Raw genomic sequence first — 26423 nt, forward strand, 5'->3', positions numbered from 1 at the left:
TAGAGATAGGAGGGCATCTCGACTATGCCGCAAAAAACAAAACTAACGCCAATGATGATACAATATTTTGACATTAAAGCACAGTATCCTGATGCTTTTTTGTTTTATCGTCTTGGTGATTTTTATGAACTATTTTATGATGATGCTGTTAAAGGGTCGCAATTACTCGAATTAACGTTAACAACACGTAATAAAAAAGCTGATGATCCTATTCCAATGTGTGGCGTACCGCATCATGCTGCTCAAAATTATATCGATATTTTAGTTGAAAAAGGATACAAAGTCGCAATATGTGAACAAGTTGAAGATCCTAAATTAGCTCAAGGTATGGTTAAACGTGAAGTTATTCAGCTAGTAACACCAGGAACAACGATGGATAACGGTGCGAAGGAGTCTAAAGAAAATAATTATTTAACAGCTATTATAGAAGACAACAATAGTTTTGGATTTGCTTATGTTGATTTATCAACAGGTGAATTAAAAACGAGTCGCTTAGATAATTTAGATAATTTAATTAATGAAATAATGAGTTTGAGAACTAAAGAAATTGTGATTAATGATAGTTTGTCTGATGAAACAATCGAAACATTAGAAAAATTAAATATTATGCTTTCTAAACAAGAAATTGTTGAAAATCATGCTGAATCAAGTTATGCGATTCAAGATTTAACAGATTCACTAGAAATCTCGGTTGTAACTGACTTGTTAACGTATCTTTCAGTTACGCAAAAACGAAGTTTAGATCATTTACAAAAAGCAGTTCATTATGAGCCTGATTTTTTCTTGAAAATGGATCATTATTCAAAATATAATTTAGAATTAATGCAAAATATTCGAACGGGCAAGAAGCAAGGTACTTTATTGTGGTTATTAGATGACACAAAAACAGCTATGGGTGGTCGTTTACTTAAACAGTGGATTGATAGACCGCTTATTAACTATGCTGAAATTTTAGACCGTCAAAATAAGGTTGATTTATTGATTAACCATTATTTTGAAAGAAGTACGTTACAAGAAGAGTTAGTTAAAGTTTATGATTTAGAAAGATTGGCAGGACGTGTCGCTTTTGGTAGCGTAAATGGGCGAGATTTAGTTCAACTTAAATTATCGCTTAAACAAGTTCCTAAAATTAAATATGTTTTAGACGAAATTGACGATGGTACTTTTTCTGATGTTATCAATAAATTAGATCCAGTCGATGATATTTCTAATTTAATAGAACGTGCCATTGTTGATGAACCACCTTTATCAGTGACTGATGGTCACCTATTTAAACCGGGGTATAATGATAAATTAGATATTTATCAAGATGCAATGAAAAATGGTAAACAATGGTTAGCTGAAATGGAAGCCAAAGAAAGAAATCTAACGGGGATTAAAAATCTTAAAATTGGATTTAACCGTGTTTTTGGTTATTTTATCGAAGTGACAAAATCTAATATTATTAATGTTCCAAAAGACCGTTATGAACGAAAACAGACGTTGACTAATGCTGAACGTTATATCACACCTGAACTGAAAGAACGTGAAAGTATTATTTTAGGTGCTGAGAGTAAAGCGATGGATTTAGAATATAAATTGTTTGTCGAAATTAGAGATATTGTTAAAAAATCAATTGAACGATTACAGATATTAGCTCAAGGAATTGCCACGTTAGACGTCTTACAAAGTTTCGCGGTTGTTAGTGAAGACTCACATTTTGTAAAACCACAATTATTAAAAGAAGGTCATCAATTGGATATCACAGCTGGTTGGCATCCTGTAGTTGAAAAAGTGATGGGAAAACAAAGCTATATACCAAATGATGTTAGAATGCCTGAAACACTTGATATTTTATTGATTACAGGACCTAATATGTCAGGTAAAAGTACGTATATGCGTCAATTAGCATTAACGGTTGTGATGGCTCAAATCGGTTGTTTCGTACCTGCAGAGGCGGCTAAAATGCCAATATTTGACCAAATATTTACTCGGATTGGTGCAGCAGATGATTTAATTTCAGGTCAAAGTACGTTTATGGTTGAAATGAAAGAAGCTAATCAAGCCTTAGAAAATGCGACTGAGAATAGTTTAATCTTATTTGATGAACTTGGTAGGGGAACGGCAACTTATGATGGTATGGCACTCGCACAAGCGATTATCGAGTATGTGGATAAACATGTACATGCCAAAACACTTTTTTCGACACATTATCACGAATTAACGATACTTGAAGAAACCGTTAGTTCTTTAAAAAATGTCCATGTAGGTGCTATTGAAGAAAATGGTGAATTAATTTTCTTACATAAAATTCAAGAAGGACCTGCAGATAAATCTTATGGGATTCATGTTGCTAAATTGGCGGGAATGCCAGCAGAATTGTTAAGCCGTGCAACATTAATTTTAGATGATTTAGAGCTAAAAAATAAACAATCAGATAGTAAAAAAGAATTACCAACAACCATCAATGAAGATGATACGCAGTTATCTTTATTTGTTAACGAAAACTTGTCAAAGGACCAGTTAGCAGTTGTGGATGAACTTAAAGCACTTAACTTGATGAACATGACGCCAAGAGATATTATGAACGTCTTATATGACTGGCAAGAAAAATTGAACGGATAGAACTGAAGGTGAATGAATGACAAAAATAATTGAACTGCCCACAATTTTAGCGGATCAAATAGCTGCTGGTGAAGTAGTTGAAAGACCTGCATCTGTTGTAAAAGAATTAGTTGAAAATGCGATTGATGCGCATGGCACACAAGTTGATGTAGTCGTTGAGGAAGCTGGGCTTAAATTAATTCAAGTCATTGATAATGGAGATGGCATTGAGGCATCCCAACTGCAGAATGCTTTTAAACGTCATGCCACAAGTAAGATTACTTCAAGAGAAGATTTATTTAAAATCAGTACGCTAGGATTTCGTGGCGAAGCTTTACCAAGTATTGCATCAGTTGCTAAAGTGACTTTGAATACAGCTATTGAAGGGCAACCTGGGGCTGTTATTGCTGTTAACGGTGGTGAGATAGTAGATGAAAAATCATCTGCTAGTCGTAAAGGAACAGAAATAACAGTCTCTGACTTATTTTACAATACGCCTGCACGTTTAAAATATGTAAAGTCTTTGCAAACTGAAATGTCAATTATTAGCGACATGATGAACCGATTAGCAATGAGCCATACAAATATTTCATTTTCTTTAACACATGATGGTAAAGAAGTCTTGAAAACAACTGGAAACGGCCAACTGAAACAAACTATTTCAGCTATCTATGGGGTCAAAAGTGCACGCCAAATGCTTGAATTTAAGGGTCATGATTTAGATTTTAAGATTAGCGGTTATACATCACTGCCAGAATTAACGCGTGCTGGCCGACAGTTTATATCTATTTTAATTAATGGACGTTACGTTAAAAATGTTAATTTAAATAAAGCAATCATTAAAGGATATGGATCAAAATTAATGGTTGGACGCTATCCGATTACAATTTTGAATATTCAATTAGATCCCATGCTAGTTGATGTGAATGTTCATCCAACTAAGCAGGAAGTAAGATTGAGTAAAGAACCAGAATTAACTGAACTTATAAAAAAGATTATCTATGAACGTATTGCTGAAGAAAATTTAATTCCGGAAGCATTAGAGAATTTAAGTTCTAAGAAACGTGAAAAAATAGATACGGATCAATTACAATTTGATTTGAATGAAGCCTCAAGTAAATATCAAGCTAAGCCTAAATTCTCATCAGTACAAACGGATGCAGTAACAAGTGGTGAACCTAAGATTACAATTGGCGAAAATTTAAATCATTTATCAAGGAATATTGAACCAATCTCAATTCAAGTTGCTGAACAATTGGATTCGAAACGAGTTAGCACATTTGAGACACAATATGCTAATGAAATTAATGTGGCACCATTTTCTATTGTTACGCCGGATGAAACAGGCGATGTACAGAAAGAGAATGATGAAGAAATAGCTACCACGAAAAAGAGTGAACAAAGGTTTCCTGATTTAAAATATATTGGCCAAATGCATGGAACCTATTTATTTACAGAATCGGAAGACGGGTTATATATATTAGACCAACATGCTGCACAAGAACGTATTAATTATGAGTTTTATCGTAAGCAAATTGGTGACGTTTCTAGTGACTTGCAAAATCTATTGGTACCGATTGTTCTAGAATATACAGTAAGTGAAGCTATAATTATTACTGAACATACCGATATATTGGAAAAAATCGGACTCATCCTTGAACCATTTGGACAAAATAGTTTCATTATTAGACAGCATCCAACCTGGTTTAAAGAAGGGCAAGAAGAAAGTACGATTCGAGAAATGATTGATTACTTACTCACAGATGGGAAAATAGTGATTGCTGAATTTAGAGAAAAAGCGGCGATTATGATGAGTTGCAAGAGGGCAATCAAAGCAAATCACCACCTTGATGATCGACAAGCTAAGGCATTGATAAGTGAGCTAAAAAATGTTGAAAATCCATTTAATTGTCCACATGGACGACCAGTTTTAGTTCATTTTTCTAATCAAGACATGGAACATTTCTTTAAACGAATTCAAGATTCACATCAAACCGGTCACGAAGGTTAGGCTAAGAATCAATTGTTGCCAAATATTTGGTGATAATTGATTTTTTTGTAAGAAAAGCGATAACTGTATAAATAAGTGGTCTATGGTACACTATTAAAAGCAGATTCATGTAGATTAGGAAAAGTGGGAAAATAATATGTATGAGTATTTTATGGGCCAAATAACGGCTGTAACACCTTTTTATCTTGTTTTAGAAGTTAATGGAATAGGCTATCAAATTTTTGTTGCTAACCCATTTAGGTACCAAGAAGATTCAAAAAAAGTTGTTAAAATTTTTGTTTATCAGGCTATTCGTGAAAATGATATGACGTTATTTGGTTTTTACGATTTAGATGAAAAAAAATTATTTGAAAAATTATTGAATGTTTCAGGAATCGGTCCTAAGAGTGCGCTTGCTATTTTAGCCAATGATGATCATCGTGGTTTAGTTAATGCGATTAATACAGAAGATGTTAGTTATTTAATTAAATTTCCAGGTGTTGGTAAAAAAACAGCACAACAAATCGTGCTTGATTTAAAAGGTAAATTAGATGATATTGAAGGTCAAGCAACCACAATGCCAGGACAACAATCGCTTGATTTCATTCCGGCACAAGCATCACCATTTATGAAAGAAAGTCTTGAAGCTTTATCTGCTTTAGGATATTCTCAACGTGAGATTAAGGCTATTAGTAAGAATCTAGAATCATTCGAAGCAGACTCAACGGATGCTTATCTACGAGAAGGCTTAAAATTATTAATGAAAAAATAAAAGGAGGTTGATAAAATGACAGAACAACGGATTATTTCGAATGAACCGGAAGATAATCAGGAAGAATCCATTGAAAAGTCACTTCGTCCCCAATTTTTATCACAATACATTGGTCAAGATAAGGTTAAAAATGAATTAAGTGTGTATATCCAAGCTGCTAGACAACGTGAAGAGGCACTTGATCATGTATTGTTGTATGGGCCACCTGGGTTAGGTAAAACAACACTTGCAATGGTTATTGCAAATGAAATGCAAGTGCAAATTAAAACAACTAGTGGACCAGCAATTGAAAAATCTGGAGATCTTGTGGCACTTTTAAATGAATTACAACCTGGGGATGTCTTATTTATTGATGAAATTCATCGTTTACCCAAGATGGTTGAAGAAATGTTGTATTCAGCTATGGAAGATTTTTTTGTAGATATTGTTGTTGGCCAAGGCCCAACAGCACATCCCGTTCATTTTCCACTACCTCCATTCACATTGATTGGTGCAACAACACGGGCGGGCCTTCTATCAGCACCGTTACGAGATCGATTTGGGATTGTTGAACATATGGCCTATTATAATCAATCTGATTTGCAAGAAATTGTCATTCGATCAGCAGATATTTTCAATACAAAAATTGAAGAAAGTGGCGCTCATGAGTTAGCTCGACGCTCACGTGGAACACCACGAATTGCGAATCGCCTATTAAAAAGAGTTCGTGATTTTGCAGAAGTTTCTGACCAAAGTGAAATTAACCAAGCAACGGCTGATCATGCGTTAAATCTACTTGCCGTGGATAACCGTGGATTAGATGAGACAGATCGCAAACTTTTAGAGACTATGATTGATTTCTATCAAGGTGGTCCAGTTGGTTTGAGTACGTTAGCAGCCAATATAGGGGAAGAAACAGAGACCATTGCTGAAATGGTTGAACCTTATTTAATGCAAATTGGCTTTATAAAACGCACACCAAGAGGGCGAGTTGCAACAATGGAAGCTTATGAACATTTGAATCGACCTTATGACTTTAACGAGAATAAATAGAGAAGGATGACGATATTTTGACTAAACAACTAAGTACTGAAGATTTCGATTATGAATTGCCTCAAGAATTAATTGCGCAAACACCCTTAGAAGAACGTGATGCATCTCGGATGTTAATCTTGGATCATGAGACAGGTAAAATCAAGGATGATTATTTCTATAATGTAATTGACCAATTAAATGCTGGGGACGCTCTTGTAATGAACGATTCGCGGGTGATGCCTGCTAGAATTCATGGAATTAGACCTGATACTGGTGGCCACATCGAAGTGTTGCTATTGAACAATACTGATGGTGATAACTGGGAAACATTAGTAAAACCTGCTAAAAAAATGAAGGTTGGTTCTGTGATTAGTTTTGGTGATGGCCGCTTAACGGCAACGATCATTGAAGAGCTAGAACATGGTGGCCGCATGATTCGTTTTGAATATGAGGGTATATTTATGGAAATTCTGAATGAACTTGGCGAAATGCCGCTACCTCCTTATATTAAAGAAACGCTTGAAGATCAAGAAATGTACCAAACGGTTTATTCAAAGGAAGTTGGATCGGCAGCAGCACCTACAGCTGGTTTACATTTTACAAATGAATTATTAGAAAAGATTGAAGCTAAAGGTGTTCATCTTGTTTATTTAACGCTACATGTTGGATTAGGGACATTTAGACCTGTTAGTGAAACGAATATTGCAGACCATAAAATGCATAGTGAATTTTATCGTTTAACTGAGGATGCAGCTCAACAATTAAATGATGTTCGTAAATCAGGTGGTAAAATTATTGCGACAGGAACAACTACAATTCGGACACTTGAAACAATTGGCTCAAAATTTAAGGGCGCTATTCAAGCTGACAGTGGTTGGACGGAAATTTTCATTAAACCAGGATATGAATTTAAGGTTGTTGAAGGATTTATAACTAATTTTCATTTACCAAAATCAACATTAGTAATGTTGGTTGCAGCATTTACAGGAAGAGAAAATATTTTAAACGCATATAAACATGCAGTTGATTCTAAATATCGATTCTTTAGCTTCGGCGATGCAATGTATATTAAATAGGATGGAGAATTAATAATGGTAGAGCCCGCAATTAAGTATCGGTTAATCAAAAAAGACAAACGGACAGGTGCCAGACTTGGTGAAATTATTACACCTCACGGAACTTTCCCAACGCCAATGTTTATGCCCGTAGGTACACTAGCATCTGTTAAATCAATGGCACCTGAAGAATTAGACGAACTTGGTGCTAATATTATCTTATCAAACACCTATCATTTATGGTTACGCCCCGGTGAAGATGTCGTACAAGAAGCTGGTGGGTTACATAAATTTATGAATTGGGATAAAGGTATTTTGACTGATTCGGGTGGCTTTCAAGTATTTTCATTAGCAAAGATGCGTGATATTACTGAGGAAGGCGTCAAATTTAGAAGTCATCTAAATGGAGAAAAATTATTCTTATCACCAGAAAAAGCGATCCACATAGAAAATGCTTTAGGTGCGGATATTATGATGAGTTTTGATGAATGTCCACCATTTTCTGAAAGTTATGACTATATTAGCAAATCAGTTGATCGGACAAGCCGCTGGGCTGAAAGAGGACTTGAAGCTCATTTGAATCCGAAAGAACAGGCTTTATTTGGAATTGTTCAAGGTGGCGGTCATCGAAATTTGAGAGAACGAAGTGCGCGTGATTTAGTTTCAATGGACTTTCCTGGTTATTCAATAGGTGGGTTATCGGTAGGGGAATCAAAAGCTGAAATGAACCGCGTTTTAGATTTCACAACGCCATTGTTACCAGAAGACAAGCCACGGTATCTAATGGGTGTTGGTTCAGCTGACGCCTTGATTGATGGGGTGTTACGTGGAATTGATATGTTTGATTGCGTGTTACCAACACGTATTGCTAGAAATGGGACAACAATGACTTCAATGGGCCGTGTTGTTGTAAAAAATGCGAAATATGAACGAGACTTTAGACCATTAGATGAAAACTGTGATTGTTATACATGTAAGAATTATACGCGTGCTTATTTACGTCATCTGATTAAAGCAGATGAAACATTTGGTATTCGTTTAACTAGTTATCATAATTTGTATTTTTTAACACATTTAATGGCTGATGTTCGTCAAGCTATTATGGATGACAACTTATTAGAATTTCGTGAAGCATTTTTTGAACAATATGGATTTTATGATAAAAATCCTAAGAATTTTTAAATTTTTTTGAATAACTGTGGTGTTCAGTCAATAAGTTTGATACCCTTGTGTAGTAAGAAAAAAGAAATAGAGGTGACTTATTAATGCAATATAGTAGTATTTTAATGATTGTGGCTTTATTCGTCTTGATGTATTTCATGATGATTCGTCCACAAAAAAAACAACAACAAAAACAACAAGATATGATGAACCAATTAAAACCTGGGGATGCAGTAGTAACTATTGGTCGTTTACACGGCGTTATTGATAGTTTTGATGAAGAGGCAAAAACTGTTACACTTGATTGTGACGGTATTTTCTTAACATTTGAACGCTCAGCAATCGCACGTGTCCTTCCTGCCGCAGTTAAAGTAGAACCTGCAGCTGCAGTTAAGGAAGAAACAACTACTGATGCAGTTATTGAAACAAAAACTGAAGAAGATAAATTCTCTTCTGACGAAAAATAATTATTTTCAAGTATTAACTTTGTGCTAATCAGAGTTAATACTTTTTTTATTGTCTAGTTTAAGACCAACTTTCTTGTTTATTTTACTAATAAAATGTAAACTTATACTATTGATTTTACTAATAAAGAGGACTGAAACCTCAAAAATGAGAGTGGTGTGGAATAATGGAAACTCAACAAAAGGCCTTATTTATTATCTTTGGTGGAACCGGAGATTTAGCAAAGCGAAAATTGTATCCATCTCTTTTCAAACTATTTGAAAAAGGATTTTTAGATGCCAACTTTGCTGTAATTGGGACTGCAAGACGTCCTTGGACAGATGATTTTTATCAAAACGTTGTTACTGAATCTTTAGTTAATGTTAGCGATGATGCTAATAAAATTGCTGATTTCGTATCACATTTTTATTATCAATCACATGATGTGACTGATGTTGCACATTATATAACTTTAAAAAAATTAGCAGATAAACTTGATGAAAAATACCAAATTGAAGGTAACCGTATGTTCTACTTAGCAATGTCACCTCAATTTTTTGGTACGATTGCGACTCATTTAGGGTCACAAAAGTTAGTAACTAAAAATGGATTCAACCGTTTAATTATTGAAAAACCTTTTGGACGCAATTTTGAAAGTGCTAAAAAGTTAAATGATGAAATTACAAATACTTTTGATGAAGATCAAATATTTAGAATTGATCATTACCTAGGTAAGGAAATGATTCAAAATATTCCAGCAATTCGTTTTGGTAATATTATTACGCAAACATTGTGGAATAATAAGTATATAGATAATATTCAATTAACGTTGAGTGAGTCATTAGGTGTTGAAGAACGTGGCGGGTACTATGAAACGAGTGGCGCTATGCGTGATATGTTCCAAAATCACATTATGCAAGTTGTTTCATTATTAACAATGGACATGCCAAAAGAATTTGTTGCATCAGAAATTCGTAAAGAAAAATTAAAGGCTTTAAAAGCAATCCGTATCTTAAAACCTGATGAAGTTAATAAAAACTTTGTTCGTGGACAATATGGTGCAAATGAGGCAGGAACCGAAAAGGCTTATCGTGAGGAAAAACAGATTTCACCTGATTCAATGATTGAAACATTTATTGCTGGTCGTTTAATGATTGACAATGATCGTTGGGCTGGTGTGCCAGTTTATGTTCGCAGTGGTAAACGTCTTGTCGAGAAAAATACTGAAATCAATATTGTTTTTAAAAATGTTGAAAAAAATATTTTTGGAACAAGTGCTGAACATGAACATTTAGGTAAAGATGTATTAACAATTACAGTTGAACCTGATGAACGATTTAGATTGACGATTAATACTAAAGAAATTGGGCAAGGCTTTAACACGAATAAAACGAATTTAGATTATGTTAATTCACCTGAAACAAAAGCTAAAACACCAGAAGCATACGAAAAGTTAATTTTGGATGCGTTAGATGGAAATGCAATTAATTTTGCTCATTGGAATGAAGTTGCTAAGGCATGGAATGTAGCCGATGTGATTTTAGAGACATGGCATAACGATAATGATGATAAAACGTTATTCCCTAACTATTTAAGTGGATCGATGGGTCCAACGGCTTCAGATAAATTATTAACGGATGATGGTAATTACTGGATATACGATCCTAAAAAGTAAAAAACGTTAATCCTTCGGTATTAATTGAAGTAACTCTTGCATGATAATTTTAATTATTTAGGGAAATATTATTTTAATAGACAAAATATCAGAAGTATTATAGTACGAAAGCGATTATAAAAGTATAAATTTATAAGGAGAGTAATGATGAATAAAATTATTATAGATGAAGATTTTTGGAACATCTTTCCAGATGCACAAATTAATATTATGCTTTTAAAAGATATAGATAATCATCCTAAAGAAAATCAAACCGATTTTTATGATAACATGCTTGAACAAGCTGGGGATAAAGCTCAAAAATATTTAACAAATGAATCATTCAAAGACAATTTAGTCGTGGCTAATTGGCGTGAAGCATACCAAAATTTTAAGAAGAAAAAAGGTGCTCGTTCATCAATTGAAGCTTTACTTAAACGAGTTGATCAGGGTAAAGGTGTGGGTTCAATAAATCCGCTTGTTGACCTGTACAATAGTATTTCATTAGAGTATGGTGTACCTGTTGGTGGTGAAGATACAGATGCTATCAAAGGAGATCTTCATTTAGGTGTTGCTAAAGGTGGAGAAGCTTTTTATCCTTTAGGTGATGATAAAAATGAACCAGCTCTGCTTGGTGAAGTTTTATATTATGATGATGATGGAGCAGTTTGCAGATGCTTAAATTGGCGAGATGGTAAAAGAACAATGTTAACAGATGATACAAAAAATGCTGTTATGGTAATGGAATCTGTCAATAAAGAACAGAATGAAATTATTGATGAGGCAATGTTACAATTACAAAAGTCTATTAAAGATAATCTTAATGTAGAAGGTAAAATTTTTAAATTAAATAAGGATAATTCTGTTATAGGTGAATAATATGAAGTACCTCATAATTGTTAAACATAAGTTTAACGATAATGAGGTATTTTTATATCTTAATGGACAATAAAGAGCAATTAATTTGAAAAGGAACGTGCGTTCGTGTAAAATTGCATGAAAAGGATGTGGGACTAATGGCTGAATTAAATGGTATTACAATAGACGATAATTTATTAAAAAGAAAAATTATCCATGTCGATATGGATGCTTTTTATGCGTCAATTGAAGAGCGTGAACATCCTGAATTTATTGGACAACCATTAGTTATTGCCCAGGATCCTAGAAAAAATGGTGGTCGTGGTGTTGTTGCTACAGCAAATTATGAGGCAAGAAAATTAGGTATCCATTCTGCTATGGCAGCCCAAGAAGCTTATGAAATTTGTCCTAAAGCTATTTTTAAATCGCCTGATTTCACACTATATAAAGAAGTTTCAAGACAGCTTCATGAAATATTTCATGAATATACAGAAATGATTGAGCCAATTGCATTTGATGAAGCCTATCTTGATATTACACAGAATAAAAAAGAAATTAAAAGTGCTATTCAAGCAGCGCACATGATTCAAAGAGAAATCTATCAAAAATTACATTTAACCTGTTCAACGGGTGTTTCTTATAATAAATTTTTAGCAAAACTAGCGTCCGATTACAATAAACCAGCTGGAATGACATTAATTCTGCCAGAAGATGTCATTCCTTTTTTATCTGAATTGCCAATTGGTAAATTTAGAGGCGTTGGAAAAAAAACAGAACCAAAAATGATTAATCAAGGTATCCTTACTGGAAAAGAATTATTAGAAAAATCTGAAGTTGAATTAATTCAACAATTTGGTAAATTAGGGTACTTCTTATATAAACGAGTACGAGGTGTTGATGATCGTCCAGTCGAGTGGCAAAGAGAGAGAAAATCGATTGGTAGCGAGCGAACATACGGGAAGTTATTGATGACAACGGATGAAGTTGAAACACAACTTAGGTATATTGCACATTTAGTTTCAGAAACGTTGAGTAAACAACAAAAACATGGGAAAACGTTAGTCATTAAAGTTCGCTATCAGGATTTTACGACGCTAACAAAAAGATTAACATTGGAAGAATTTATTCGTAATGATGCAGCAACTATTTATTTTTATGGACGACAGATTTTTGACGATATATTGGGTGCAGAAAAGGGAATTAGGTTACTTGGATTAACGATGACAAATTTAGCACCAATTGGTTTTGAAAATATGAAACTACCATTATTTGGGAAAAAAGACACAAAACAGCCTTTGTAATTGGCCTCAATAACCGTTATACTTAAGAGCAACTTTGGAAACGAAAGAAGACTAAACATGAAAATTACATGGCTTGGACAATCTAGTATTCAAATTGTTACTGACGATAAGTTGACGATCTTAATTGATCCATTCATTAAAGATAATCCGTTAGTTAAAACGACTATTGACGAATTAAATCCAGATTATATTTTAGTGACGCATGCACACTACGATCATGTGGGTGATACAATTGAGTTAGCAAAAAAATCAGGGGCTAAAGTCGTTACAATCAATGAACTAGCTAATTATTTTGAAGATGAGGGTTTAATTGTTGAGCCTTTAAATTTTGGTGGTCAGCTTAAATTACCTTTCGGTTCAGTAAAACTTATTCCCGCGTGGCATACTGCTGCCTTGGTAATTGATGGTACAGCGAGAACATTAGGTGTAGCTGCAGGGTTTGAATTGCATATTGATGGGAAAGTCTTGTATCATGCAGGAGATACGGCTTTATTTTCAGATATGAAGTTAGTTAATCATATGGAACCTGTTGATTTAGCATTTTTACCGATTGGTGATACTTATACAATGGGTTTAGAAGATGCTGCAATTGCAGCTGAATTTGTACAGGCAAAAAAGGTTGTTCCAATTCATTACAATACGTTTACCAAAATTGAACAAAATCCAGTTGAATTTGTTCAATTATTGAATGATGGTGTGGGGATTATTCCCGAGATTGATATTCCATTTGAGTTCTAAGAAGGAGTCATTTAAGTGAAAATTGAGTTAGAAATTTTAAAAAAAATTAAACAATTTGATACGATTATTATTCATCGTCATCAAAGTCCAGACCCTGATGCAATTGGATCTCAATCGGGGTTAGCAGCAATTATTCGTGCTAGTTTTCCTGACAAAAAGGTTTATCAAGTTGGTGCGCCCTCAGCTGGATTAGTATGGATTAGTGACCAAGATGAAATTTCTGATGAGACGTATAATAATGCACTCGTCATCGTGATTGATACGGCTAATCGTCCAAGAGTTGAAGATGATCGATATACAAGTGGTGCCTACCTAATTAAATTGGATCATCATCCCAATGAAGACGTTTATGGTGATTTAGTTTGGGTGAAAACAAATGCATCAAGTAGTTCTGAATTAGTTATGGATTTAGTTGATGGCGTTGGTGGAGAACTTGTAGTTACTGATGATGCGGCTAGGATGTTATACGCCGGAATTGTTGGCGATACAGGTCGATTCATGTATTCAGCAACAACTGCACATACGATGCAAGTGGTTGCTGAATTAATGACTTATCATTTTTCAACTACTAAAATAAACCAAAAAATGGACAATATTACCGCAGGTGTCGCTAAGTTATCAGGATATGTATATGATAATTTAGTTATTACAGAACATAAAGCAGCATATGTCATATTGACACATGACTATCTAGATTCAATAGAGTTGGGCGATGCTGGTTCATCTCAAATTGTACCTTTACCAGGTAAAATTATTGAAGTTCAATGTTGGGCAATTTTTGTGCAGCAAAAGGATGGTAGCTATCGCGTTCGATTACGATCAAAAGGTCCTGTAATCAATCAGTTAGCAAAAGAGCATGATGGTGGTGGACATCCCATGGCCAGTGGTGCAAGAGCTAAAGACCAAGCAGAGTACGAAGAAATAGTTAAATCACTTGATGATTTAGCTAAGACATATACGGGAGAATAAAATGCCAGAAAATTTTAAAAATTTTGGATTGAAATCGTATCTTTTAAAAGCGATTGAAGCAATTCATTTTAATGTACCAACAGAAGTTCAACAACGCTTAATACCAGTTGTTTTAAAGGGTAAAAGCGTTGTAGGTCAATCACAAACGGGTAGTGGTAAAACACATACTTTCCTATTACCAATCTTTAATCAACTTGATCCTTCAAATAATACGGTTCAAGCAGTTATTACGACACCAAGTCGTGAACTTGCTTACCAAATTTATGAAGCTGCTAAGCAATTGGCAGAATTTAGTCCCGAACCTATTCATATTCAAAATTATGTTGGTGGGACAGATAAACAGCGTCAAATCGATAAATTAAGTAGAAGACAACCACAAATTGTCATTGGGACACCTGGACGTATTGCTGATTTAATGAGCAGTAACGCTTTAGATATTCATAATGCATCAACTTTAGTTGTAGATGAAGCAGATATGACACTTGATTTAGGGTTTTTGAAAGAAACTGATCAAATTGCATCTGCATTACCTTCTGATCTTCAAATGATGGTGTTTTCAGCAACTATTCCACAAAAATTACAACCATTTTTAAAGAAATACATGAAGAACCCAGTAGTTGAAGAAATTGCAGCTAAATCAGTTATTAGTGATACGATTGAAAACTGGATTATTCCAACGAAGGGTCATGATCGTAATGAAGTTATTTATCAATTAATTACGATGGGACAACCATATATCGCACTTATTTTTGCAAATACAAAAACACGTGTTGATGAAATTGTTGAGTATTTACGTGGTAAGAATTTAAAAGTTGCTAAAATTCATGGTGATGTGCCAGCTCGTGAACGAAAACGTGTCATGAAAGAAGTTCAAAATTTAGATTTTCAATATGTTGTCGCAACTGATTTGGCAGCGCGTGGAATTGATATTGAGGGTGTTTCACATGTCATCAATGATGATATTCCAAATGATTTAGAATTCTTCATTCATCGTGTTGGACGTACTGGTCGTAACGGTTTGAGTGGTATTGCGATGACGTTATATGAACCAAATGAAGAAAATAAAATTGCTGAGTTAGAAGCAATGGGGATTAAATTTGCACCTAAAGATATTAAAAAAGGTGAAATCGTTGATTCTTATGATCGTAATCGCCGTGAAAATCGTAAACAAACCAAAGATCCTTTAGCTCCAGTAATCAAAGGAATGGTTAAAAAAGAGAAGAAAAAACGTAAACCTGGATATAAGAAAAAGATTCAAAAAGCAATTAAACGTAAAGATCAAATGGATCGTCGCGTTAACAGAAAACAAAATCGTAAAGAGTCGTAAGCTTAATTTGACAATTTGAGTCGATTTCAATATAATTTTTATTAGAAACAGGGATAAATTTAAATAGCCTAACAGAAACATTTCATTTGCTGAGAGAAATGATTATTTAAAAAAGCTGCCTTGTGTTAAGTATTAATAGAATGACGTCCACTCAACGTTATCGAGTTTAAGAGGTAAACGACTAAAACATCGTTGCAAGTAAGGTGGTACCGCGCTATAAGCGTCCTTACTCGCAGCGGTGTTTTTTGCTTAAAAATAGAAGGGAAGTCACACTTATGAAAAAAATGACAAGTACTGAAATACGCCAAATGTATTTAGATTTCTTTAAAGAAAAAGGCCATACAATTGAACCTAGTGCCTCATTACTACCTGTGGATGATCCCACATTACTGTGGATTAATTCCGGTGTTGCAACTTTAAAAAAATATTTTGATGGATCAGTTGTACCAGAAAATCCTAGAATTACGAATGCCCAAAAAAGTATTCGTACGAATGATATCGAGAATGTTGGTAAGACAGCACGTCATCATACGTTATTCGAAATGTTGGGTAATTTCTCAATTGGGGATTATTTTAAACCAGAAGCAATTAATTGGGCTTGGGAATTATTAACAAGTGAAAAATGGTTCGCATTTGATGCTGAAAAACTATACGTTACTGTTTACCCAAAAGATTTGGAAGCAAAACGTATCTGGTTAGAAGAAGTTAAGTTACCAAAGGATCATCTAGTAGAAGTAGAAGATAACTTTTGGGATATTGGACAAGGACCTAGTGGACCTGATACAGAAATTTTTTATGATCGTGGACAAAGTTTTAATAACTTAGCTGAGGATGATGACGAAAATTATCCTGGTGGCGAAAATGAACGTTATCTAGAAGTTTGGAATATCGTGTTCTCTGAATTTAATCACACACCTGAAAATAACTATGAACCACTACCTCATCAAAATATTGATACGGGGATGGGTTTAGAACGTGTTGTTTCGATTTTCCAAAATGCAAAAACTAATTTTGAAACAGATTTATTCTTACCCTTAATTGATGCAACTGAAAAAATGAGTAATAATAAAAAATATGATGATAATGCCCAAGATGATATTTCATTTAAGGTTATTGCAGATCATGCGCGTGCAATTTCATTTGCCATTGGTGATGGCGCTTTACCTTCTAATGAAGGACGTGGCTATGTTATTCGTCGATTAATTCGTCGTGCAGTGATGCATGGACAAAAATTAGGGATAGAAGGATCATTTTTAACGCAACTTGTACCTGTTGTTGGTAATATTATGAAGGATTATTATCCGGAAGTTTTAGAACAATCAGAGTATATTTCTAAAATTGTTCGTTCTGAAGAAGAACGATTTAATGAAACATTAAAAGATGGATTACAGTTATTAAATAATCTTATTTTAACGACTAAAAAAGAAAATAAAGTAGAGCTAACTGGTGCTGGTGTCTTTAAATTGTACGATACTTATGGTTTTCCATTTGAATTAACGAAAGAATATGCCGAAGATGAAGGATTATCTGTAGATCAAGTAGGGTTTAACGCTGAAATGCAACAGCAGAAGGATCGTGCTCGTGCTGCACGTAGTAATGCTAAATCAATGGGTGTTCAAAATGGGATGTTAACAGATATTAAAACAATTAGTGAATATGTTGGTTATACACAAGCTAATGTGGATGACGCCAAAGTGGTTGATTTAATTGTGGATAACGAGTTAGTAGATAACATAAAACCAGGTGATAACGCTCAAGTTATTTTTTCAAAAACACCATTTTACGCTGAAATGGGTGGACAAGTTGCTGATAAAGGAACTATCAAAGATACAGAAGGCAATGTTATTGCTGAAGTTGAAGAAGTTCAACATGCACCTAATGGACAAAATTTACACGCCATTAAAGTTCTTGCAGCAATGAAAAAAGACCAATTAGTGACACTAGAAATTAATCAAGATTTCCATAAAAAAGTTGAAAAAAATCATACGGCGACACATTTACTTGATCAAGCATTGCGAGATGTTCTGGGCGAACATACACATCAAGCTGGGTCATTAGTCGAACCCACTTATCTACGGTTTGATTTTACAAATATTGGTTCCGTTTCAGAGAAACAGTTAAAACAAGTTGAAAAGATTGTTAACGATAAGATTTGGGCTGAGTTAGCTGTTGAAACTGTTGAAACAGATATTGATTCTGCTAAAAATATGGGTGCCATTGCTTTATTCTCAGAAAAATATGGAAAAATTGTGCGGGTTGTGAAAATTGGCGATTATTCAATTGAATTCTGTGGTGGTACGCACGTTTCAAATACGAGTGAAATCGGCTTATTTAAAATTATTTCTGAATCAGGTGTTGGTGCCGGCGTTCGTCGTATTGAAGCAGTAACTTCTAAAGAAGCTTTTGATTTCTTAAACGGACGTAACGAACTCTTAGAAACAGTAGCACAACAAGTAAAAGTAAATAAAGTCGTAGAAGTTTCAAATAAAATTGAACAATTACAAAGTGCATTAAAAGTAAGTGAACAACAAATTCAAGCATTTGAAGATAAAATTGCTAGCCAACAAGCTGGGGATGTTTTCAAAAATAAACAAGAAATTAATGGTAAAACGTTAATTGCAGCAAAAGTTTCAGTTTCAGGGATGTCTCAATTACGTCAATTGGCTGACCAATGGAAAACCCAAGAATTATCAGATGTTTTGGCTATTGGAACAACAAGTGATGACGGTAAAGTTAATTTAATTACGGCAGTTAGTGCTGATGGCATTAAATCAGGATTAAAAGCGGGCGATTTAATTAAGACGATTGCGCCACTTGTTGGCGGTGGTGGCGGTGGCCGACCAGACTTAGCTCAAGCAGGTGGTAAAAATCCAGCAGGTTTAGCTGATGCAATCAAAGAAGCAGCAAATTGGTTAAATAATCAAACCAAATAATAATTAAAGGAGTATTTATCTAATAATAAATAGATAAATACTCTTTATTATATTACGGCTTGATTACATCAGCTTGTTTTGATTGTCGAATGGTCCTTTTTTTAGTAGAATAGAGCTAGGTTAATAAATTGATGGGGGTGCCACGTTATGAGTTCATTAGATAAAACAATGTTCTTTAATTTTGACGAAAATAATAAAAAAGATGTCCACGATACATTGGTAACTGTTTACCAATCATTAGAAGAAAAAGGGTACAACCCTATTAACCAGATTGTTGGCTATTTGTTATCGGGCGATCCTGCTTATATTCCTAGATTTAATGACGCACGTAATTTAATTAGAAAATATGAACGCGATGAAATTGTTGAAGAGTTAGTTAAAAATTACTTAAATACAGAAGAAAAGTAGGAAATTAAATGAGATTAATGGGCTTGGATATTGGTTCAAGAACGGTCGGCGTTTCAATGAGCGATTTATTAGGATGGACTGCCCAAGGCGTTGAAATTATTCGTATTAATGAAGACAGAAGTGACTTTGGTATTGAACGTGTCAAAGAATTGGTTACAGAGTATGAAGTAACTGGCTTTGTACTCGGCTTACCCAAAAATATGAACAACTCATTAGGCCCTCGTGCTGAAGCTGCGCAAAAGTACGGCGAGTTATTAGTTGAAACTTTTGGCTTGCCAATTGATTTTCAAGATGAACGGTTGACAACTGTTGAGGCAGAACGTATGCTTGTTGAACAGGCCGATACATCAAGAAAAAAAAGAAAAAAAGTTATTGATAAACTTGCTGCAAGCCTAATTTTACAGAATTATTTAGATGGTAAAGGCAAATTAACTAAAGAATAAAGTGAGGTCACAATATGAATAATGAAGAAGAAAACCAACAGATTACATTAGTAGATGATAACGGTAATGAAACACTTTTTGAAGTTCTGTTTACCTTTGAATCTGATGATTACAATAAATCATATATTATGCTTTATCCACTTGGCTCAGAAGCTGATGAAGAGGTTGAAATTCAAGCTTACTCATTTAGTCCTAATGAGAATGGTGAAGCAACTGAAAGTGATTTAGAACCAATCGAAGACGATGATGAATGGGATATGGTAGAAGAAGTATTGAATACCTTCCTTTCAGATGAAAGTATGCAATAGAAGATTATTTAAAAAGTTGAGCCAAATTGGTTTAACTTTTTTATTTTGTTTTAAATTATATATTATGGACTATGATACACATATCTCTTTTGATCAATTCGTGGTAAAATTATTTTTAAATGATTAAATGTAAGGAGGGTGTTCATTGGAAAATCAAAAGAATAGATATAAGACTAAAATCGGTAAAAAAGTGTATACAATTATTGGATCAGAATCAGACACACACATGGACGCCGTAGCAACATTGGTGAAAAATGAATTTCAATCAGTGAAGGACATGCTACCTGAAATAGATGATGAACAAGTAGCGATATTAGTAGCTATCAACGCAGTTTCAGATCAAATTAAATTACAAGAAAAATTAAATGAAATTAATGGTGAAACACAAGTAAAGGAGTAATATTATGACAGTTTCTTTAATTGTTATCTTTTTATTAATTGTGTCATTTTTTAACGGTTATAGAAAAGGATTAGTATTAACGCTTTTGAGAATTGTAGGATTTATCGCTATCTATTTATTTGCTAAAGTTTTAACAAATCCTGTTACTATTTGGTTGGGAGAACGTTTCCCTAAAATTATGGAAACTGATAAGACATCTATTACGAACCATCTTCAGACTAACTTTTATTCGATGATTGTATTTGCGGCTTTATTTGTGGTTGGCGGTATACTCATTAGAGGTATTATTAGAGTAATAAATTCTGTTACAAAATTACCAGTTATTCATCAGGTGAATTCACTAATTGGTGGGGTTCTATCGGTTATACTGATGTTTGTTTTTATTTTTATTGGGTTAATTATTTTGTCGGCTTGGCCTAATCAAAAAGTTAATGAAGCTGTTTTAGAATCGACGGTTGCTCAAAAAATACTAACAGATACGCCAACAATAGCTAAAAAGATGTTCATTACAAATACATCATCTACAGATTAAATGTTAGGAGAATTAAAGTATGAACGAAAAAGGATTAAAGACATTAGAATATCAAAAAGTTAAACAACAAATTCAAACATTTATATCTACTGAATCTGGACAAGAAGAAGTTAAGGCATTAGAGCCGATGACTAATCTCGAAAAAATCCAAAAGGATTTAGACGAAACACAAGATGCTGTGAAGATATTGCGACTCCGCGGTGGCATTCCTTTACCACAATTAGTCAACGTTAAGCCACATATGAAACGGTTAGATATGGGAGCTTCTTTGAATGGTAAAGAGCTATCTGCTGTTGGTCGTGTACTACGAACGACTAATGAGGTTAAATTATTTTTTAAAGATTTAGCAGATTCTGAAATTGAATTAACGAGATTATTTGAATGGATAGAAAAGCTTGAAAATCTACCTGAAATTAATCGTAGGTTGAATCAGTCAATTGAAAATGATGGTCACATTACTGATGAGGCTTCACCAGTATTGCATAATATTCGACAAAATATTTTACGCTCGGAAAGTGCCATTAGAGCTAAACTACAAGAATTTACGCGTGGTAAAAGTGCTAAATATTTAAGTGAAACATTAATTACAATTAGAAATGAACGTTACGTTATCCCTGTTAAGGCAGAATATCGTGGTCAATTTGGTGGCGCTGTTCATGACCAAAGTGCAACAGGACAGACCTTATTTATTGAACCGCAAGCAATTGTCGAGATGAATAATCATTTACGCGAACAGCAACTTGCTCAAGCAGATGAAGAACGTCGTATTTTGGCAGAGTTATCTGAATTAGTTGCACCTTTTACAGCAGAAATTTTAGAAAATGCTTATATTTTAGGACATTTCGATTTTGTTAATGCAAAGGCACAATATGCAAGCTCAATTAAAGCAACTGAACCAGCAATTAGTGTTGAAAATGACATTTTTTTAAGACAAGCACGTCATCCTTTATTGGATAGTAAAAAAGTAGTTGCTAACGATATTATGTTAGGAAAAGATTATCAAGCAATTGTTGTTACGGGACCTAATACCGGTGGTAAAACAATTACGTTAAAAACATTAGGCTTAATTCAGATGATGGGACAATCAGGTTTAAATATTCCAACAAATGAAGGTAGTCGTATTGGTATTTTTGAAGATATCTTTGCAGATATTGGGGATGAACAATCGATTGAACAGAGCTTAAGTACATTTTCTGCTCATATGACTAATATCGTTTCTATTTTAGCTAATATTAACGAACATTCATTAGTTTTATTTGATGAATTAGGAGCTGGAACGGATCCACAAGAAGGTGCAGCTTTGGCGATTGCAATTCTTGATGCTGTTGGAGAAAAAGGTAGTTATACAGTTGCTACAACACATTATCCCGAATTAAAAGCGTATGGGTTTAATCGTGCTGGAACAATTAATGCTAGTATGGAATTTGATAGTGAAACGTTACAACCAACTTATCGATTATTAATTGGAATACCTGGTCGTAGTAATGCGTTTGATATTTCTCGTAAAATTGGGTTAGCGTCAAATGTTGTTGATCAAGCGCAAAACTTGACCAATCAAGATAGCCAAGATTTGAATGAAATGATTTCTGACTTAATGAGTAAGCGAAAAAAGGCAGAAGATGAGACACTGGCATTAAAAGCACAACTAGAAGATTCAACGAAATTACATGATGACCTAGCTAAACAGTATGCCGAGTTTGTTGCGCAAAGAGAGTCAATGACGGATAAGGCTAAGGGAAAAGCTAATGAAATCGTGGCAGAAGCAGAAATAAATGCAGATAAAATAATAAAAGAAATTCGCCAAATGCAGATGCTTCAAGGACAAGCTGTTAAAGAACATGAATTAATTGATGCAAAATCACAATTATCACAAATGCATCAACCAACAAATGCTTTGAAGAAAAATAAGGTCCTACAACGAGCTAAAAATAAACAAGAATTCCATGTGAACGACGATGTCTTAGTTAAAACTTATGGTCAACAAGGTGTTTTAGTTAAAAAAATGAGTAAGACAGAGTGGGAAGTTCAACTTGGTATTCTAAAAATGAAAATTAATGAAAACGACCTTCAAAAAGTTCATATCGAGAATGATAAAAAGGATAGAACCATTTTTAAAAATGCGGCTTCAACAAGCGTTTCAACATCGCTTGATCTTCGTGGACAGCGCTATGATGATGCAATGAGCCAAGTTGATCAGTATATTGATTCTGTTTTACTTGCTGGATATGCTTCTGTTACTATTGTTCATGGTAAAGGGACTGGAGCCTTAAGAACTGGAATAACAGATTATTTGAAATCAAATCGTCATGTTAAGTCATTTGAATTTGCAGCACCCAATGCTGGTGGAAATGGCGCAACTATCGTAGAATTCAAGTAACGTTTACTTTTTGTAAGCAAAAATGTGGCGTGGTATTATTTTCTTTGATATGATGGTCACATAAATAATAAAAGGGGGAATTCAAATGGTACAAGCAATTACAGATAAAGAATTTGAAAAAGTAACAGATTCAGGTGTAACATTGACAGATTTTTGGGCAACATGGTGTGGTCCTTGTCGTATGCAATCGCCAGCTATTGAAGATTTAGAACAAGAAATGGGCGATAAAGTAAAATTTTCTAAAATGGATATTGATCAAAATCCAGCAACAGCACAATCTTTTGGTATCATGAGTATTCCAACTTTAATGATTAAAAAAGATGGCGAAGTTGTTGATACAATCGTCGGTTATCATTCAAAAGATCAGGTTAAAGAAGTTTTAGCACAATATATTTAGTAATTAAAAAGAGCTGACTTTTAAAGTCAGCTCTTTTTAATTATCTATTCGATAATTATTCAGTTTCAGTTGGTACTTTGAAGTGAAATTGGTCAGTTGGTTCTGTCATATTAGGATCTTTTAAATCAGTTTGAACAATAATTGAAACACCGGATTTATTATTTTGATTTTCAATTATTGTTTCTGATGTGAAACCACTTTGAATTTGGATAGTTTCAGCAATAAACCCAGCTTCTAGGTTAAAATCAGCAGACTTAATCTGATTCTGTCTGAAGGTAACAATATTACCAGATAGTAACCAAGTTTGCTTGTCTTTTTTTTCTTTAACCACTTCAAGAGTACCCCAATTTGCCTTTTCAAAAAAGGTAATAAGGTCTGCAATATTAGCGAGGTTAGCATTACGGGCCATTTTTTTACCAACCCAGTATAAAATTGTTGTATCCGTACCAATTACTTCTGGTATTAAACTATCGCGAATAAGTTCATATGCGAATGTATCATTGTTGTCAGCTGATAATAAATTTTCAATCAAATTTGGTTTCATATGGATCTCCCTCTGGATATATAATATACAAGTATTATACCGTTATTTAAGATTAGATGATATTGATTTTTCATAAATTAATGTTAAATGACTAGACTTGAATTTTGAGTAAAGACAAGTCATAATTAAGATTGATAAGTAATCGAAAAAGAGGTTAGAAAATGAATAATCAAGCAATTGGATTTATTGATTCAGGTGTTGGTGGATTAACAGTTGTAAAAGAAGCACTTAAACAATTACCAAACGAAAAAATATACTATTTAGGTGATACAGCTAGAATGCCATATGGACCTCGGCCCTCAGAACAAGTTTTAGAATTCACTTGGGATATGACATCTTTTTTGTTAAGTAAAGGGATAAAAATGTTAGTGATTGCTTGTAATACAGCAACGGCTGCTGCCTTGGATGATTTACGAGAAAAATTAGCAATCCCAGTGATTGGTGTTATAAAACCAGGAAGTAGAGCGGCAATTAAGTCATCTAAAAACCAAAGAGTAGGCGTTATTGGGACGGAAGGTACGATTAAAAGTAGCGCATATAGTAATACGTTACATGAAAAAAATCCTAATTTATTTGTGACGAGCTTACCTTGTCCAAAGTTCGTCCCAATTGTCGAGAGTGATCAATACGAATCAGAAATCGCTGAACGAGTTGTTAATGAAACGTTAGCTTTTTTTGATGATAAAAACATTGATACACTAGTCATGGGCTGTACTCACTATCCATTACTCAGACCTTTTATTCAAAATGCGGTTGGTGATAAAGTAACGTTGATTGATTCAGGAGCTGAAACAGTTAACGATGTTTCAACTATCTTAGATTATTTTAATATTGCGGCTAAAAGTGAAGCAAAAATTGAACATGAATTTTTTACGACGGGTGATGCGAATGATTTTAACGAAATTGCATCAGGTTGGTTAGGATTAGAAAATATAAATTCTAAAACAATTCATTTAGGACAGGGAGACTAACATGCGTAAAAATGAGAATCGAGATAATTTAGAAGTTAGACCAGTCTCAATTACAAAATTAAGTCTTAAGGAAGTCGATAGTGCGATTGAATACCAGTTGGGCTTGACTAAGGTAACAATTTTAGTTAACGAAACAGATAACATTGGTGAATTGAAAGTAGACGTTAATCAGTGGTTGAGTGCTCAAAGCAATGTCAAAATTGAATTGATTTTATCATCGCTTAAGACGGCCTTGGCAGAAACATTAAAAGATACTGGATTTAATTTACAAGTACAAATCATGCAAGCTGATGGGGATATTATTGCAACAGTTATTAATGCGAGTTATGTAGCAATTCAAAATTTATTGTTAAAGAGTAACGGTCAAAAATTAAAACCATTTTCAGCGATTAATGTTGGTTTCATTCATGATGAGTTATTTGCTGATTTAACAAGTGAAGAAGAGGAAACAGCCGATAGTCATTTATTAATTGTTCAAAATGAATCAGGGGCTTTTTTACAATTGAATTTTGAAAAATCTAATGCTGATTTACTTGGTGACAAATTAACGCAACTTTTAGGTGGAGCAATGTCAGGATTATCAGAATTAATGGGTAATTCGCAGAAGAAAACCATTTTAATTCAAAATGAACATATTGAGAATCAAAAAGATGTGATTTTAATTGCAACTAAAAATGAAGGAAAAGCGACTGAATTTAAACGTTTTTTTAATCCACTAGGATTTAAAGTTACTACGTTGTTGGACTATCCTGAATTACCAGATGTTGAAGAAACTGGGAAAACATTTGAAGAGAATGCAAGATTAAAGGCAGAAACAATTTCACAATTAACACAATTACCTGTTTTAGCAGATGATTCTGGTTTAATGGTGGACGCCTTAGATGGTCGACCAGGTATATTTTCTGCTCGTTTTGCTGAGGACCATAATGACGCTGCGAATAATGCGAAATTATTACATGAAATGACTGACGTGCCGAAAGACAAAAGGACTGCAAATTTCCATACAACGTTAGTTTTTGCAAAACCTGGTAACGAGTCACTAGTTGTAGACGGTGAAGTGGCTGGAGAAATTTTGGGTATACCACGTGGAGATAACGGATTTGGTTATGACTCACTTTTTTATGTACCTGAATTATATAAGTCTATGGCTGAACTGACTGAAGTAGAAAAAAATAAAATTAGTCATCGCGGTCGTGCAACCGTCAAGTTAATGTCAAATTTTAATGATTGGTGGGAAAAATAAG

Annotated in this window: 24 protein-coding genes; 23 read left to right on the forward strand and 1 reads right to left on the reverse strand. The window is 34.0% G+C overall.

Annotated features, from left to right (window positions below):
* The first annotated feature begins 24 nt into the window (after window positions 1-24).
* From mutS to trxA, 21 genes are all read left to right on the forward strand, one after another.
* Complete coding sequence (gene mutS, locus AC1RO3_RS07070) at window positions 25-2604, forward strand: DNA mismatch repair protein MutS (RefSeq protein ID WP_481761846.1); 2580 nt, start codon at window positions 25-27, stop codon at window positions 2602-2604.
* Window positions 2605-2620: 16 nt separating this feature from the next.
* Window positions 2621-4594, forward strand: coding sequence for a DNA mismatch repair endonuclease MutL (mutL, locus tag AC1RO3_RS07075; protein WP_481761845.1), 1974 nt, complete (start codon window positions 2621-2623; stop codon window positions 4592-4594).
* A 136-nt stretch (window positions 4595-4730) separates the two neighbouring features.
* Window positions 4731-5345, forward strand: a complete 615-nt coding sequence (ruvA, locus tag AC1RO3_RS07080) for a Holliday junction branch migration protein RuvA (RefSeq protein ID WP_481761844.1) — start codon at window positions 4731-4733, stop codon at window positions 5343-5345.
* 15 nt (window positions 5346-5360) lie between these two features.
* Entirely contained in the window at window positions 5361-6377 is a 1017-nt protein-coding gene (ruvB, locus tag AC1RO3_RS07085) for a Holliday junction branch migration DNA helicase RuvB (RefSeq protein ID WP_409021443.1), read from the forward strand.
* Window positions 6378-6394: 17 nt separating this feature from the next.
* A complete protein-coding gene (queA, locus tag AC1RO3_RS07090) occupies window positions 6395-7435 on the forward strand; it encodes a tRNA preQ1(34) S-adenosylmethionine ribosyltransferase-isomerase QueA (RefSeq protein ID WP_481761843.1) in 1041 nt (346 codons plus the stop codon).
* Between the two features lie 15 nt (window positions 7436-7450).
* Window positions 7451-8596 carry a tRNA guanosine(34) transglycosylase Tgt gene (gene tgt / locus AC1RO3_RS07095; protein WP_481761842.1) on the forward strand — a complete coding sequence of 382 codons (1146 nt, stop codon included), beginning with the start codon at window positions 7451-7453 and terminating at the stop codon, window positions 8594-8596.
* Window positions 8597-8679: 83 nt separating this feature from the next.
* The gene (yajC, locus tag AC1RO3_RS07100) at window positions 8680-9042 is read left to right on the forward strand and encodes a preprotein translocase subunit YajC (protein ID WP_409021441.1); all 363 of its coding nucleotides are present in this window, start codon (window positions 8680-8682) and stop codon (window positions 9040-9042) included.
* 164 nt (window positions 9043-9206) lie between these two features.
* Window positions 9207-10694 carry a glucose-6-phosphate dehydrogenase gene (gene zwf / locus AC1RO3_RS07105; protein ID WP_481761841.1) on the forward strand — a complete coding sequence of 496 codons (1488 nt, stop codon included), beginning with the start codon at window positions 9207-9209 and terminating at the stop codon, window positions 10692-10694.
* Between the two features lie 147 nt (window positions 10695-10841).
* Complete coding sequence (locus tag AC1RO3_RS07110; RefSeq protein ID WP_481761840.1) at window positions 10842-11552, forward strand: B3/B4 domain-containing protein; 711 nt, start codon at window positions 10842-10844, stop codon at window positions 11550-11552.
* Between the two features lie 137 nt (window positions 11553-11689).
* On the forward strand, window positions 11690-12832 hold the full coding sequence (gene dinB, locus AC1RO3_RS07115; RefSeq protein WP_481761839.1) for a DNA polymerase IV: 1143 nt from the start codon (window positions 11690-11692) through the stop codon (window positions 12830-12832).
* Window positions 12833-12889: 57 nt separating this feature from the next.
* Complete coding sequence (locus AC1RO3_RS07120) at window positions 12890-13570, forward strand: metal-dependent hydrolase (RefSeq protein ID WP_481761838.1); 681 nt, start codon at window positions 12890-12892, stop codon at window positions 13568-13570.
* A 15-nt stretch (window positions 13571-13585) separates the two neighbouring features.
* Entirely contained in the window at window positions 13586-14539 is a 954-nt protein-coding gene (locus AC1RO3_RS07125; RefSeq protein WP_481761837.1) for a DHH family phosphoesterase, read from the forward strand.
* Window position 14540: 1 nt separating this feature from the next.
* On the forward strand, window positions 14541-15866 hold the full coding sequence (locus AC1RO3_RS07130) for a DEAD/DEAH box helicase (protein ID WP_409021433.1): 1326 nt from the start codon (window positions 14541-14543) through the stop codon (window positions 15864-15866).
* 275 nt (window positions 15867-16141) lie between these two features.
* Window positions 16142-18799, forward strand: a complete 2658-nt coding sequence (gene alaS, locus AC1RO3_RS07135) for an alanine--tRNA ligase (RefSeq protein ID WP_481761836.1) — start codon at window positions 16142-16144, stop codon at window positions 18797-18799.
* Window positions 18800-18946: 147 nt separating this feature from the next.
* Entirely contained in the window at window positions 18947-19207 is a 261-nt protein-coding gene (locus AC1RO3_RS07140; protein ID WP_481761835.1) for an IreB family regulatory phosphoprotein, read from the forward strand.
* A gap of 8 nt (window positions 19208-19215) precedes the next feature.
* Entirely contained in the window at window positions 19216-19650 is a 435-nt protein-coding gene (ruvX, locus tag AC1RO3_RS07145) for a Holliday junction resolvase RuvX (RefSeq protein ID WP_409021430.1), read from the forward strand.
* Between the two features lie 14 nt (window positions 19651-19664).
* Window positions 19665-19958, forward strand: a complete 294-nt coding sequence (locus tag AC1RO3_RS07150; RefSeq protein WP_409022780.1) for a DUF1292 domain-containing protein — start codon at window positions 19665-19667, stop codon at window positions 19956-19958.
* 145 nt (window positions 19959-20103) lie between these two features.
* A complete protein-coding gene (gene zapA / locus AC1RO3_RS07155) occupies window positions 20104-20358 on the forward strand; it encodes a cell division protein ZapA (protein ID WP_481761834.1) in 255 nt (84 codons plus the stop codon).
* A 4-nt stretch (window positions 20359-20362) separates the two neighbouring features.
* Window positions 20363-20890: a CvpA family protein gene (locus AC1RO3_RS07160; protein ID WP_481761833.1), complete on the forward strand. Its 528-nt coding sequence runs from the start codon at window positions 20363-20365 to the stop codon at window positions 20888-20890.
* A 19-nt stretch (window positions 20891-20909) separates the two neighbouring features.
* A complete protein-coding gene (locus AC1RO3_RS07165) occupies window positions 20910-23267 on the forward strand; it encodes an endonuclease MutS2 (protein ID WP_481761832.1) in 2358 nt (785 codons plus the stop codon).
* Between the two features lie 85 nt (window positions 23268-23352).
* Window positions 23353-23664, forward strand: a complete 312-nt coding sequence (gene trxA / locus AC1RO3_RS07170) for a thioredoxin (RefSeq protein ID WP_409022776.1) — start codon at window positions 23353-23355, stop codon at window positions 23662-23664.
* Between the two features lie 55 nt (window positions 23665-23719).
* On the opposite strand, the gene AC1RO3_RS07175 is transcribed toward trxA, so the two are convergent.
* The gene (locus AC1RO3_RS07175; protein WP_481761831.1) at window positions 23720-24208 is read right to left on the reverse strand and encodes a YslB family protein; all 489 of its coding nucleotides are present in this window, start codon (window positions 24206-24208) and stop codon (window positions 23720-23722) included.
* 161 nt (window positions 24209-24369) lie between these two features.
* Here AC1RO3_RS07175 and racE point away from each other — a divergent pair, with 161 nt between their 5' ends.
* On the forward strand, window positions 24370-25179 hold the full coding sequence (gene racE / locus AC1RO3_RS07180) for a glutamate racemase (protein WP_481761830.1): 810 nt from the start codon (window positions 24370-24372) through the stop codon (window positions 25177-25179).
* A gap of 1 nt (window position 25180) precedes the next feature.
* The gene (locus tag AC1RO3_RS07185) at window positions 25181-26422 is read left to right on the forward strand and encodes an XTP/dITP diphosphatase (protein WP_481761829.1); all 1242 of its coding nucleotides are present in this window, start codon (window positions 25181-25183) and stop codon (window positions 26420-26422) included.
* The last annotated feature ends 1 nt before the right edge of the window (window position 26423 follow it).

The organism is Dellaglioa sp. CoH-57-MRSF-19, assembly GCF_056781975.1.